The following is a 13,649-nucleotide window of genomic DNA, read 5'->3' on the forward strand; positions in this document are numbered from 1 at the left end:
CGTGTTTTCTTCGCTCATGCCTTCACTCCCGATGGTCGTGGGTCTGGGTGATACGGCCCTGTTCCACGTGGAACAAAGCGACTGGCGTTTCCGTCTGCCAGCCTTCCCTCAATAATTCGTGGTCTACACAGGTAATAAACACCTGGCAGCGTAAGTCTTCCAACAAGCGGCATAACGCGCGGCGGTGTTGTTCGTCTAGTTCAGACGGCAAATCATCCACCAGATAAATACACTGGCCGCGCCGGGCTTGGCTAACCAAATGCCCTTGGGCAATCCGCAGCGCACACACCACCAACTTCTGCTGACCACGGGACAAGATGTCCGCGGCGTTATGTGCGCCCAATCTAAGTCGCAAATCAGCACGTTGTGGTCCGGCTTGGGTATGACCCATTTGCTGATCCCGCTGAAGGGACCCGGCGAGCACTGCACTTAACTCCCGGTCCTTGTCCCAACCGCGGTAATAGCTGAGCGTCAAACCCTCGAGCTCAACCAGTTCGCTCAAGGTCTGTTCAAAGACTGGTTTCAAGGCTTTGATATAGGCGCGGCGGTATTCATCTATTTCGTCGCTGGCCAGGCACAGTTCCCGGTCCCAGGCCGCTTGCGAAGCGGCGTCAAGTGTACCATGCCGCAGCCATGAGTTCCGCTGGCGCAGGGCCTTCTGCAAGCGCTGCCAGGTGGACATGAATCGCGGTTCCACGTGGAACACGCCCCAGTCTAGAAACTGCCGACGAATCTTCGGCGCGCCTTCCAGCAGGCGGAAGCTGTCCGGGTTAATCAACTGAAGCGGCAGGATCTCTGCCAGTTGCGCCGCACTGCGGGCATTCTGGCCGTCTATACGAATCTGGAACTCCCCCTGCCGGTCGCGAGATATCCCCAAGGCGCTGTGTCCGCCCTCGGCCAACTCAACCTGCCCAAACACCGTGCACGCCANTTGCTCGTACTGAATGACGGGCAACAATCGGGTGCTACGAAACGAACGGGCAAGCCCCAGCAGGTGAATGGCTTCCAGAACACTGGTTTTGCCGCTGCCGTTGGCGCCGTAAAGAATATTGATTCGGGGNGANGGGGAGAAGGTCACCGGGTGCAGATTGCGCACCGCGGTGACCGAGACGCGACTAAAAGACATCTAGCTTCTGCTGAGCATGATTACAGACGCATCGGCATAACAACGTAAGCCGAGTCGTCGTTGTCGGATTCCTGCACCAGCGCACTGCTGTTCGAGTCGGACAGGATCAGGCGAACCTGCTCGGTCGTCATCACGCCCAGCACGTCGAGCAGATAGCTCACGTTGAAACCGATTTCCAGATTGCCGCCGTTGTACTCAACGCCCACTTCTTCTTCAGCCTCTTCCTGCTCCGGGTTATTGGCCTGAATTTTCAGCTGACCGTTGGCCAGTTGCAGGCGAATACCACGGTACTTTTCGTTCGACAGAATTGCAGTACGGCTGAACGCTTCACGCAGGGCTTGGCGATCACCGAGTACCAGCTTGTCGCCGCCTTTTGGCAGAACGCGCTCGTAGTCAGGGAATTTGCCGTCGACCAGTTTCGATGTGAAGGTGAACTCGCCAGTGGTCGCGCGGATGTGGTGTTGACCCAGCACGATGCTGACGATGCCGTCCGGCTCGGTGAGCAAACGCGCGAGCTCAAGAATACCTTTACGCGGCACGATCACCTGGTGACGGTCCGGCTGACCGATATCGGCCTTCATCGAGCACATGGCCAGACGGTGACCGTCGGTGGCAACGGCGCGGATAATGCCTTCCGATACTTCCAGCAACATACCGTTGAGGTAGTAACGCACGTCCTGTTGGGCCATGGCGAAGCTGGTGCGCTCGATCAAACGGCGCAGCTTGCTTTGCTCCAGGCTGCAGGTCAGCGAGCCNGGGCCTTCTTCGACCGTAGGGAAATCGTTGGCCGGCAGGGTCGACAGGGTGAAGCGGCTACGGCCGGCCTTCACAACGAGCTTCTGCTCATCAACCTTGATGTCGATCAGCGCGTCGTTGGGCAGGCTCTTGCAGATGTCCATCAGCTTGCGCGCCGGCACAGTGATTTCGCCCGGTTCAGCAGGCTCTTCCAATTGAACACGGCCAACCAGTTCGACTTCCAGGTCGGTACCGGTCAAGGACAATTGCTGGCCTTCGACCACCAGCAATACGTTGGAGAGCACCGGCAAGGTCTGTCGGCGCTCGACGACGCCTGCGACCAGTTGCAGGGGTTTCAACAGGGCTTCGCGTTGAATGGTGAAATGCATGGTCTAGTCCCTTGCCTTAATAAGCTGCGCTGGTGTCATCAAGTAGTCAGTGTACGCAGCAGGTTCTTGTAGTCCTCGCGAATATCCGCGTCGGATTCCTTAAGTTCGTTGATCTTGCGGCACGCGTGCAAGACCGTGGTGTGGTCGCGACCGCCAAACACATCACCGATTTCCGGCAGGCTGTGGTTAGTCAGCTCTTTAGAGAGCGCCATGGCCACCTGACGAGGACGTGCCACCGAGCGCGAGCGGCGCTTGGAGAGCAGGTCGGAAATCTTGATCTTGTAGTACTCAGCCACGGTGCGCTGGATGTTATCCACACTCACCAGCTTGTCTTGCAGTGCCAGCAGGTCTTTCAGGGATTCACGAATCAACTCGATGGTGATGTCGCGACCCATGAAGTGCGAGTGGGCGATCACGCGTTTAAGCGCGCCTTCCAGCTCACGGACGTTGGAGCGGATACGCTGGGCAATAAAGAACGCCGCATCGTGTGGCAGATCGACTTTCGCCTGGTCGGCCTTTTTCATCAGGATCGCGACACGGGTTTCCAGCTCCGGCGGCTCTACCGCAACGGTCAGGCCCCAGCCAAAGCGCGACTTCAAACGCTCTTCCAGGCCTTCGATTTCCTTCGGATAACGGTCACTGGTCAAGATGACCTGTTGGCCACCTTCGAGCAAAGCGTTAAAAGTGTGGAAAAACTCTTCCTGGGACCGTTCCTTACGCGCGAAGAATTGAATGTCATCGATCAGCAAGGCATCAACCGAGCGATAGAAACGCTTGAACTCGTTGATTGCATTGAGCTGCAAAGCCTTGACCATGTCAGCCACGAAGCGCTCCGAGTGCAGGTACACGACCTTGGCATTCGGGTTCTTCTTTAATAGGTGGTTACCCACAGCATGCATCAAGTGCGTCTTACCCAAGCCAACGCCACCATAAAGGAAGAGCGGGTTGTAACCATGCTTGGGGTTATCGGCCACCTGCCAGGCTGCCGCCCGGGCCAACTGGTTGGATTTACCTTCGACGAAGTTTTCGAAGGTGAAAGTACGGTTCAAGTAACTGGTGTGCTTGAGCGCNCCTTCTACTTGCACCGTGCGCTGCTCGGAGCGAATAGGAGCCTGTTGCGAGCTGGCACCAGCCATCGGGTCGAAGCTGTCGCGAGACGGCTCTTCACTGACCTCGGCCACTTTTTGTGTCGCACGCTTGGTCGGTGCGGCGGTCTGGGTTGGCGCTGGAGCGCTGACAGGCGCTTGAGCGGCCTGAGCGTGGGAAGCCGCGGCGGCCAACGGTGCATTCGGTGCCGCACGCGGTGCAGAGCTACGTTTGCTGCCTATTAATAAGGAAAGCACAGGCGCGCGGCCATTACCGTGCTCATCGAGCAATTCGAGAACGCGGCTCAGGTACTTCTCGTTGACCCAGTCGAGAACAAAACGATTCGGCGCGTAGACACGCAACTCGTCGCCTTCGGCTTCGACCTGTAGCGGACGGATCCAGGTGTTGAATTGCTGGGCAGGCAGCTCTTCGCGCAAAAGCTCCACGCACTGCTGCCAAAGTTCCACTGACACGGATATCCCCTAAGTTGAAAGCCGGTGAGGCAAAAACAGCCGCCATTGTAGCGGCCAGTCGCCTACTTATCCACACGCAGGTTGCGCACAGGCCATGAATTATCAACGCGTTAACCGCCAAAAAGGCGACCAATGGTATGTGCATAAGCTCTGTGGATAACCGCCCATGAGGGCACTGGACAAGTGGAGGTGAAACTCGGTGGATAACCTGCCTGTGGATAACCAGCCATTCCACACACAGCTTATCCGACAGTGCAGCACAGGCTGCCCCCTGTTTTCCACCGTAGTTGTCATTCTCTGTACAGCACGGAATAGAAGGGCTTAAGGCAGTTATCCACAGAAGATCGCTCCCCTAGCTTTTATAAGCTTTACAGAAAAGCTTTAAATAACTTCCTTCTTTATTTCTATATCTAGCGAAGACCTGCGGACGAGAAAACGCCTGGAGATCTATTTATAAGGAAACGCTGGTTGGAAATTGACCTAGAGGCTTGCTTTCTCTAGAATCGCCGGTCTCTTAAAACGGGGGCCATTCCGGCCCGTTGTGGACGAACCAGGTAACACGNCAATGAAACGTACTTTCCAACCAAGCACCATCAAACGCGCCCGTACTCACGGCTTCCGTGCTCGCATGGCTACCAAGAACGGCCGTGCTGTCCTGTCGCGTCGCCGCGCCAAAGGTCGTGCGCGTCTGGCAGTTTGATAATCCGGTACTGGTGGTGAGTCAGGACTTCAGTCGGGAAAAGCGTCTGCTTACACCCCGGCACTTCAAGGCAGTCTTTGACTCCCCCACCGGCAAGGTTCCGGGGAAAAATCTCCTGCTCCTTGCGCGTAACAACGATCTGGATCACCCCCGTCTCGGGTTGGTGATTGGCAAGAAGAGCGTAAAGCTCTCCGTTGAGCGCAATCGCCTCAAGCGTCTGATGCGCGAATCGTTTCGCCTCCACCAGGACACTCTGGTTGGTTGGGATATTGTTATCGTCGCGCGCAAAGGCTTGGGGGATGTAGAAAACCCCGAATTGATTCAGCATTTCGGCAAGCTCTGGAAACGTTTGGCGCGTACCAAGCCAGCACCAGCAGTCAGCACCGAAACTGTAGGGGTAGACAGCACCAATGCGTAAACTGGCCCTCGTTCCGATCCAGTTTTACCGTTATGCCATTAGTCCTCTGATGGCCGACCACTGTCGTTTCTACCCCAGTTGTTCCTGCTACGCGTTAGAGGCCATAGAAAATCATGGTCTTCTGCGCGGTGGCTGGCTGGCCTTTCGTCGTTTAGGCCGCTGTCATCCGTGGAATCCCGGTGGTTTCGACCCGGTTCCACCTATCCCTACCTCCCGTTCTTCTTCGATGGCCGAGTAATCATGGATATTAAACGCACGATCCTGATCGTCGCCCTGGCAATCGTGTCCTACGTCATGGTTCTTAAATGGAACCAGGACTATGGCCAGGCTGCCCTGCCGACTCAGAATGTTGCTTCCAGTACTACCGCACCGGGCCTACCGGACACGGCGACTGGCAATAATGCTTCTGTCAGTGACGACATTCCACGCGCCGCAAGTGATACCAGTGCAACTGCACCTACTGAAACTCCAGTAGCTGTAAGCAAAGACCTCATCCAGATCAAAACGGATGTGCTCAACCTGGCTATCGATCCACAAGGTGGTGATGTTGCGCAACTGACGTTGCCGCTGTATCCACGTCGCCAGGACCATCCGGAAATTCCATTCCAGTTGTTCGATAACGGCAACGAGCGGACTTATCTGGCCCAGAGCGGTCTGATCGGCACCGACGGTCCGGACGCAAGTCCAGCCGGTCGCCCGGTTTACTCCTCGGAGAAGAAGATTTACCAGTTGGCTGACGGTCAGGACCAATTGGTCGTGGACCTCAAGTTCAGCAAGGACGGCGTCAACTACATCAAGCGTTTCACCGTGAAACGTGGCCTGTATGACGTAACCGTTTCCTACCTGATCGACAACGAAAGCGCCAAACCCTGGTCGGGTGCGATGTTCGCCCAGCTGAAGCGTGACAACAGTGCCGATCCTTCTTCCAGCACCGCCACCGGCACCGCGACTTACCTGGGCGCCGCCCTGTGGACAAGTAACGAGCCGTACAAGAAAGTGTCGATGAAGGACATGGACAAGGCTCAGCTGAAAGAAACCGTTAACGGCGGTTGGGTTGCCTGGTTGCAACACTACTTCGTGACCGCGTGGATTCCGGCGAAGGGCGAAAACAACCTCGTCCAGACCCGTAAAGACAGCAAAGGCAACTACATCATCGGCTACACCGCTCCGGCAGTGACCGTTGCGCCAGGTGCAAAAGCTGAANCCAGCGCCACTCTGTATGCCGGCCCGAAAAGTCAGGCCGTGCTGAAAGAGTTGTCCCCAGGTCTGGAATTGACTGTGGACTACGGCATTCTGTGGTTCATTGCCCAGCCAATCTTCTGGTTGCTGCAACATATCCACAGCATCGTCGGTAACTGGGGCTTCTCGATCATCTTGCTGACCATGCTGATCAAAGGGATCTTCTTCCCTCTGTCTGCAGCCAGCTACAAGTCGATGGCGCGTATGCGTGCCGTGGCTCCGAAACTGGCCGCTCTGAAAGAGCAACATGGCGATGATCGGCAGAAAATGTCGCAGGCCATGATGGAGCTGTACAAGAAAGAGAAGATCAACCCGCTGGGTGGATGCTTGCCGATTCTGGTGCAGATGCCGGTGTTCCTGTCGCTGTACTGGGTACTCCTGGAAAGCGTGGAAATGCGCCAGGCTCCGTTCATGCTGTGGATAACTGACCTGTCGATCAAAGACCCGTTCTTTATCCTGCCGATCATCATGGGCGCAACCATGTTTATCCAGCAGCGCTTGAACCCGACTCCGCCGGACCCGATGCAAGCCAAGGTAATGAAAATGATGCCAATCATCTTCACCTTCTTCTTCCTGTGGTTCCCAGCAGGTCTGGTGCTGTACTGGGTGGTCAACAACTGCCTGTCCATCGCCCAACAGTGGTACATCACTCGTAAAGTCGAAGCGGCTACCAAAGCAGCTGCCTGATTTACACTGTGGATAACCACTCAAAACGCCCCCTAGTGGGGCGTTTTGCTATCTGTCACTTTTGTCTGGGTACCGGTTTATGAGCGTTCCTCGGGAAACCATCGCAGCTGTCGCCACCGCCCAAGGTCGCGGCGGTGTAGGCATCGTCCGTATTTCCGGGCCGTTGGCGAGCCTTGCCGCCAAGGCGATCAGCGGTCGGGAATTGAAACCTCGATTTGCCCACTACGGCCCGTTTCTCAATGAAAACCAAGAGGTGCTGGACGAAGGCATCGCGCTGTATTTCCCGGGACCGAACTCCTTCACCGGCGAAGACGTGCTTGAACTGCAGGGGCACGGCGGGCCGATCGTTCTCGATATGCTGCTCAAACGTTGCCTGGAACTGGGCTGTCGTCTGGCTCGGCCAGGAGAATTCAGTGAGCGCGCCTTCCTCAACGACAAGCTCGACCTGGCCCAGGCGGAAGCCATCGCCGACTTGATCGAGGCCAGTTCTGCACAGGCTGCACGAAATGCCCTGCGCTCCTTGCAGGGCGCATTCTCCGAGCGTGTGCATAACCTCACCGAGCAATTGATTGGCCTGCGCATCTANGTCGAAGCAGCCATNGATTTCCCGGAGGAAGAAATCGACTTCCTGGCCGACGGCCACGTACTGGCCATGCTCGACAAAGTGCGCGATGAATTATCCACAGTGCTTCGTGAAGCCGGGCAAGGTGCCTTGTTGCGCGACGGGATGACCGTGGTCATTGCCGGTCGTCCGAATGCGGGCAAGTCCAGCCTGCTGAATGCCCTGGCAGGTCGTGAAGCCGCCATCGTTACCGAAATCGCCGGCACCACCCGGGATATATTGCGTGAACATATCCACATCGATGGCATGCCGCTGCACGTGGTTGATACCGCCGGCTTACGCGATACCGATGACCAGGTGGAAAAGATCGGCGTCGAGCGGGCGTTGAAAGCCATCGGCGAGGCAGATCGGGTGTTGCTGGTGGTCGATGCGACCGCTCCTGAGGCACTTGATCCATTCGCGTTATGGCCGGAGTTCCTCGAAACCCGCCCGGATCCAGCCAAAGTTACGCTGATTCGCAACAAGGCTGACCTGACAGGTGAAGCCATTGCGCTGGAGGTCAGTGAGGATGGCCACGTCACCATCAGCCTGAGTGCCAAGTCGGCCGGCGACGGCCTGGAGTTGTTGCGCGATCATCTCAAGGCCTGCATGGGCTATGAGCAGACCTCGGAAAGCAGCTTCAGTGCTCGCAGGCGTCACCTTGATGCATTGCGACACGCCAGCGCATCCCTTGAGCACGGCCGAGCACAGCTGACACTGGCGGGCGCCGGTGAACTGCTGGCCGAAGATTTGCGCCAGGCTCAGCACTCTTTGGGTGAAATCACCGGCGCTTTCAGCTCCGATGACCTGTTGGGACGCATTTTTTCCAGCTTCTGCATCGGTAAATAGTCCTTCCGATATTCACAGACAGGCCGTTCGCGCCTGTCTGTTCATTCCCTTGTCTTAAATTTCCTCCAGTGCCGAGCGGATTCTTTCTGCTTGAGCGGATTTTCCGTGCCCGGGATTTGCTCGATCAGCACTTTTCTGTGGATTAAGCCCTGTGAGTAACTGCCACTAAGGGCAGTTGATAACAGGGCCTGAAAACTGAAGATAACCGCCCCTGTGGATAACCACCTCTTTCATCCACAGGCTTAAACCGGTTATCCAAGGGCCTCCTTGGCACATGACCACAGGGTTTTGAATCTCTGTACATATTGAATATAAAGGCCTTTAGAGATCTATCCACAGAAAGTAGGCTCAGTAGAAATAAACATAAAAACAAAGATCTTATAAGATTCTCTCTTTTTAATTTCTATTGCCNNGANTTCTCCACAGCTGGTTAAATTTTGTGCAAAGGGTTCTTTAGGAAGGGCTAAGTCCCTATACTTGCCGACNAGGTCCAAAAACCTTTNCACAANCAATTCCTGATTACCTACATAAGCAGGCACGAGGTGCGTGGTGGATTTCCCTTCCCGTTTTGAAGTGATCGTCATCGGCGGCGGTCATGCCGGTACCGAGGCAGCACTGGCCTCAGCACGCATGGGCGTCAAAACCCTGTTGCTGACGCACAACGTGGAAACCCTCGGAGCCATGAGTTGCAACCCCGCCATTGGTGGGATCGGCAAAAGTCATCTGGTCAAAGAAATCGACGCCCTTGGCGGTGTCATGGCCATGGCTACCGACAAAGGTGGTATTCAATTTCGCGTGCTCAACAGCCGCAAAGGCCCGGCCGTACGGGCTACTCGGGCACAGGCAGACCGCATCCTGTACAAGGCCGCGGTACGTGAAACCCTGGAAAACCAGCCGAACCTGTGGATATTTCAGCAAGCAGCGGATGACCTGATCGTCGAACAGGAACAAGTGCGCGGTGTTGTCACCCAGATGGGTCTGCGTTTCTTCGCCGATTCCGTGGTGTTGACCACTGGCACGTTCCTCGGTGGACTTATCCACATCGGCTTGCAGAATTATTCGGGTGGCCGTGCCGGCGATCCGCCGTCAATTGCCCTGGCTCATCGTCTGCGCGAATTGCCACTGCGGGTCGGTCGCCTGAAAACCGGTACGCCACCGCGTATCGACGGTCGTTCTGTGGATTTCTCGGTGATGACCGAGCAGGCAGGCGATACACCGATCCCGGTGATGTCTTTCATGGGTTCCAAAGAACAGCACCCGAAACAGGTCAGCTGCTGGATTACCCACACCAACGCCCGGACCCACGAAATCATTGCCGCGAACCTTGATCGTTCGCCGATGTATTCCGGGGTGATTGAAGGTATTGGCCCGCGTTATTGCCCATCGATCGAAGACAAGATCCACCGCTTTGCCGACAAGGAAAGCCACCAGGTCTTCATCGAACCCGAAGGCTTGACCACCCACGAGCTTTATCCGAACGGGATTTCCACNTCCTTGCCGTTCGACGTGCAAATCCAGATCGTGCAGTCGATTCGTGGCATGGAAAACGCGCACATCGTGCGCCCGGGCTACGCCATCGAGTACGACTACTTCGACCCGCGTGACCTGAAGTACAGCCTCGAAACCAAAGTCATCGGCGGCTTGTTCTTCGCCGGGCAAATCAATGGCACCACCGGTTACGAAGAAGCCGGCGCCCAAGGTTTGCTGGCCGGGACCAACGCAGCGCTGCGTGCGCAGGGCAAAGACAGCTGGTGCCCGCGTCGCGATGAGGCGTACATCGGCGTATTGGTCGACGACCTGATTACCCTGGGTACCCAGGAACCGTACCGGATGTTTACGTCCCGGGCGGAATACCGCCTGATCCTGCGTGAAGACAACGCTGACCTGCGCTTGACCGAAAAAGGTCGCGAGCTGGGTTTGGTCGATGACGCACGCTGGGCCGCTTTCTGCAAAAAACGCGAAAGCATCACGCTGGAAGAGCAGCGCCTGAAAAGTACCTGGGTTCGCCCGGGCACCGAGCAGGGCGACGCGATTGCCGAAAAATTCGGCACGCCGCTGACCCACGAATACAACTTGCTGAACCTGCTGTCCCGTCCGGAAATCGACTACGCTGGTCTGGTCGAAGTGACAGGCCACGGTGCCGAAGACCCACAAGTCGCCGAGCAAGTTGAAATCAAGACCAAGTACGCCGGGTACATCGACCGCCAGCAGGATGAGATCGCTCGACTGCGCGCCAGTGAGGACACCAAACTGCCTGTGGATATCGATTACACGAACATTTCCGGTCTCTCCAAAGAGATCCAGAGCAAGCTCGGCGCGACCCGTCCAGAGACCTTGGGCCAGGCGTCACGTATCCCGGGCGTTACGCCGGCAGCGATTTCGTTGTTGATGATTCATTTGAAAAAACGCGGCGCGGGCCGTCAGTTGGAGCAAAGCGCTTGAGTTCGTTGGTCACCTCGCAACACGCCGAAGAGTTATCCACAGGTGCACGCCAGTTGGGTGTTGACCTGACTGCAGCCCAGCACGAGTTGCTGCTGGGCTATCTGGCCCTGTTGATCAAATGGAACAAGGCTTACAACCTGACTGCGGTACGCAATCCTGACGAAATGGTCTCCCGTCATCTGCTCGATAGTTTGAGCGTGATGTCGTTTGTCGAGAATGGTCGCTGGCTGGACGTTGGCAGCGGCGGCGGCATGCCGGGTATTCCGTTGGCCATCCTGTTTCCAGAGTCGCAAGTGACCTGCCTGGACAGCAACGGCAAGAAAACCCGCTTCCTGACCCAGGTCAAGCTCGAGCTCAAGTTGGATAACCTGCAAGTTATCCACAGCCGGGTCGAAGAATTCACGCCTGAATTGCCTTTCAATGGAATTGTTTCCCGGGCGTTCAGCAGCATGGAGAACTTCAGTAACTGGACGCGCCATTTGGGCGACCGCGACACCCGCTGGCTGGCAATGAAGGGCGTTCATCCAAGCGACGAGCTGCTAGCATTGCCGGCAGACTTCCACCTCGATAGCGAACACGCCTTGGCCGTACCCGGTTGCCAAGGCCAACGCCATCTGCTGATACTGCGCCGCACGGCATGATTGGGAACACAAGCAAGAATGGCTAAGGTATTCGCGATAGCGAACCAGAAAGGTGGCGTGGGCAAAACCACCACCTGCATCAACCTCGCAGCATCCCTGGTTGCTACCAAGCGCCGGGTGTTGTTGATCGATCTCGATCCACAGGGCAACGCCACCATGGGTAGCGGTGTGGATAAACACGGCCTGGAAAACTCGGTCTACGACTTGCTGATCGGCGAGTGCGACCTGGCCCAGGCCATGCACTACTCCGAACACGGCGGTTATCAACTGCTGCCGGCCAACCGTGATTTGACGGCGGCGGAAGTGGTGCTGCTGGAAATGCAGATGAAAGAAAGCCGTCTGCGCAGCGCCTTGGCGCCGATCCGCGAGAACTACGATTACATTTTGATCGACTGCCCACCGTCGCTGTCGATGCTGACGTTGAACGCATTGGTTGCAGCCGACGGGGTGATTATCCCCATGCAGTGCGAGTACTTCGCGCTCGAAGGGTTGAGTGACCTTGTGGATAACATCAAGCGTATCGCTGAACTGCTCAACCCGAACCTGCAAATCGAAGGCCTGCTGCGCACGATGTATGACCCGCGTCTGAGCCTGATGAACGATGTGTCGGCGCAGCTCAAGGAACACTTTGGCGATCAGCTTTACGACACCGTCATCCCGCGCAACATCCGTCTGGCCGAAGCACCCAGCTATGGCATGCCGGCGCTGGCCTACGACAAAGCATCGCGTGGCGCTATCGCCTACCTGGCGTTGGCCGGCGAGCTTGTTCGTCGTCAACGCCGCAACTCACGCACCGCTGCTGCCCAGCCAACTTAAGGAATCCCCATGGCCGTCAAGAAACGAGGTCTCGGACGTGGACTGGATGCACTGCTGAGTGGTCCGACTGTCACTTCGCTTGAAGAACAAGCGGTGCAGGCCGAAGAGCGCGAGCTGCAACACCTGCCGCTGGACCTGATCCAGCGCGGTAAATACCAGCCACGCCGGGATATGGACCCCCAGGCGCTGGAAGAACTGGCCAATTCGATCAAGGCCCAGGGCGTGATGCAGCCGATCGTGGTACGCCCGATCGGTGGTGGCCGCTTCGAAATCATTGCCGGTGAACGCCGCTGGCGTGCCAGCCAGCAGGCCGGTAAGGAAACCATCCCGGCGATGGTGCGCGATGTGCCGGATGAAACCGCGATCGCCATGGCGCTGATCGAGAACATCCAGCGCGAAGACCTCAATCCCATCGAAGAAGCCGTGGCCTTGCAGCGTTTGCAGCAGGAATTCCAGCTGACTCAGCAACAAGTGGCCGAAGCCGTGGGCAAATCCCGCGTGACCGTGTCCAACTTGTTGCGTTTGATCGCACTGCCGGAAGTTATCAAGACCATGTTGTCCCACGGCGACCTGGAAATGGGTCATGCCCGTGCTTTGCTCGGTTTACCGGAGAATCAACAGGTTGAAGGGGCGCGACACGTTGTCGCACGGGGGCTGACTGTGCGCCAAACCGAGGCACTGGTTCGCCAGTGGTTGAGTGGCAAACAGGAGCCTGCTGAACCGGTTAAACAGGACCCTGATATCGCCCGACTCGAGCAGCGCCTGGCCGAGCGCCTAGGCTCTGCGGTGCAAATTCGTCATGGCAAGAAGGGAAAAGGGCAGTTGGTTATTGGTTACAACTCCCTCGATGAGCTTCAAGGTGTGCTCGCGCACATTCGTTGAAACATTTCCTCATGTAGCGTGCAGTCGGAAATCACTACCTGACAGTTGAATAGGGGCAGAACCGCCCCTATACTCTGCGCGCATTTTGTCGGCACAAATTATGCCAAGTTATTGATTTCCGGCAGCCGACCATTGAGGAGCAAGAGTGATGGAAACCCGCACGCCAAACACGTTGCCGTTCCATCGCCTGGCAGTTTTTCCGGTTTTATTGGCTCAATTTGTCGTTTTGCTGATCGCCGCATTGGCGCTTTGGTATTGGCATGGAGTCGTAGCCGGGTATTCAGGACTCTGCGGAGGCCTGATAGCCTTGCTGCCCAATATGTATTTTGCTCACAGGGCCTTTCGGTTTTCCGGCGCCCGAGCAGCCCAGTCCATCGTCCGGTCTTTTTATGCTGGCGAGGCAGGGAAATTGATTTTGACGGCAGTGCTGTTTGCACTGACCTTTGCAGGTGTGAAGCCATTGGCGCCGCTGGCTGTATTCGGCGTCTTCGTGTTGACCCAACTGGTCAGCTGGTTCGCTCCCCTGCTAATGAAAACAAGACTTTCGAAACCTTAGGGCGTTTGA

The 13,649-nt window shown here is 56.6% G+C and carries 13 protein-coding genes; 10 read left to right on the forward strand and 3 right to left on the reverse strand.

What is annotated here, in order from left to right:
- Window positions 1–22: 22 nt before the first annotated feature.
- The 3 genes from recF to dnaA form a co-directional block, all read right to left on the reverse strand.
- A complete protein-coding gene (gene recF, locus B7L09_RS17215) occupies window positions 23–1,126 on the reverse strand; it encodes a DNA replication/repair protein RecF (RefSeq protein ID WP_094469854.1) in 1,104 nt (367 codons plus the stop codon).
- A 20-nt stretch (window positions 1,127–1,146) separates the two neighbouring features.
- Complete coding sequence (gene dnaN / locus B7L09_RS17220; RefSeq protein ID WP_094469855.1) at window positions 1,147–2,250, reverse strand: DNA polymerase III subunit beta; 1,104 nt, start codon at window positions 2,248–2,250, stop codon at window positions 1,147–1,149.
- A gap of 38 nt (window positions 2,251–2,288) precedes the next feature.
- A complete protein-coding gene (gene dnaA / locus B7L09_RS17225) occupies window positions 2,289–3,809 on the reverse strand; it encodes a chromosomal replication initiator protein DnaA (protein WP_094469856.1) in 1,521 nt (506 codons plus the stop codon).
- 565 nt (window positions 3,810–4,374) lie between these two features.
- Between dnaA and rpmH the strand changes: the two genes are divergently transcribed.
- The 10 genes from rpmH to B7L09_RS17280 all read left to right on the forward strand — a co-directional run bounded on the left by rpmH (window position 4,375) and on the right by B7L09_RS17280 (window position 13,640).
- Complete coding sequence (gene rpmH / locus B7L09_RS17230) at window positions 4,375–4,509, forward strand: 50S ribosomal protein L34 (protein ID WP_003213577.1); 135 nt, start codon at window positions 4,375–4,377, stop codon at window positions 4,507–4,509.
- A gap of 16 nt (window positions 4,510–4,525) precedes the next feature.
- Window positions 4,526–4,927: a ribonuclease P protein component gene (rnpA, locus tag B7L09_RS17235; RefSeq protein ID WP_217902012.1), complete on the forward strand. Its 402-nt coding sequence runs from the start codon at window positions 4,526–4,528 to the stop codon at window positions 4,925–4,927.
- A complete protein-coding gene (yidD, locus tag B7L09_RS17240) occupies window positions 4,920–5,165 on the forward strand; it encodes a membrane protein insertion efficiency factor YidD (protein WP_073636650.1) in 246 nt (81 codons plus the stop codon). The genes rnpA and yidD overlap by 8 nt, the downstream gene beginning before the upstream one ends.
- Window positions 5,166–5,167: 2 nt before the next feature.
- Window positions 5,168–6,853 carry a membrane protein insertase YidC gene (gene yidC, locus B7L09_RS17245; RefSeq protein ID WP_094469858.1) on the forward strand — a complete coding sequence of 562 codons (1,686 nt, stop codon included), beginning with the start codon at window positions 5,168–5,170 and terminating at the stop codon, window positions 6,851–6,853.
- Window positions 6,854–6,932: 79 nt separating this feature from the next.
- The gene (gene mnmE, locus B7L09_RS17250; protein ID WP_094469859.1) at window positions 6,933–8,303 is read left to right on the forward strand and encodes a tRNA uridine-5-carboxymethylaminomethyl(34) synthesis GTPase MnmE; all 1,371 of its coding nucleotides are present in this window, start codon (window positions 6,933–6,935) and stop codon (window positions 8,301–8,303) included.
- A gap of 549 nt (window positions 8,304–8,852) precedes the next feature.
- Window positions 8,853–10,745, forward strand: a complete 1,893-nt coding sequence (gene mnmG / locus B7L09_RS17260; RefSeq protein WP_094469860.1) for a tRNA uridine-5-carboxymethylaminomethyl(34) synthesis enzyme MnmG — start codon at window positions 8,853–8,855, stop codon at window positions 10,743–10,745.
- On the forward strand, window positions 10,742–11,386 hold the full coding sequence (gene rsmG / locus B7L09_RS17265) for a 16S rRNA (guanine(527)-N(7))-methyltransferase RsmG (protein ID WP_094469861.1): 645 nt from the start codon (window positions 10,742–10,744) through the stop codon (window positions 11,384–11,386). The genes mnmG and rsmG overlap by 4 nt, the downstream gene beginning before the upstream one ends.
- 18 nt (window positions 11,387–11,404) lie before the next feature.
- Window positions 11,405–12,202, forward strand: coding sequence for a ParA family protein (locus tag B7L09_RS17270; RefSeq protein WP_094469862.1), 798 nt, complete (start codon window positions 11,405–11,407; stop codon window positions 12,200–12,202).
- Window positions 12,203–12,211: 9 nt separating this feature from the next.
- Complete coding sequence (locus B7L09_RS17275) at window positions 12,212–13,084, forward strand: ParB/RepB/Spo0J family partition protein (protein WP_094469863.1); 873 nt, start codon at window positions 12,212–12,214, stop codon at window positions 13,082–13,084.
- Between the two features lie 148 nt (window positions 13,085–13,232).
- Window positions 13,233–13,640 carry a F0F1 ATP synthase subunit I gene (locus B7L09_RS17280; RefSeq protein WP_053258796.1) on the forward strand — a complete coding sequence of 136 codons (408 nt, stop codon included), beginning with the start codon at window positions 13,233–13,235 and terminating at the stop codon, window positions 13,638–13,640.
- Window positions 13,641–13,649 lie beyond the last annotated feature (9 nt).

Origin of the sequence: Pseudomonas mandelii, from assembly GCF_002251635.1 — a bacterium.
GTDB classification, from domain to species: domain Bacteria; phylum Pseudomonadota; class Gammaproteobacteria; order Pseudomonadales; family Pseudomonadaceae; genus Aquipseudomonas; species Aquipseudomonas mandelii_B.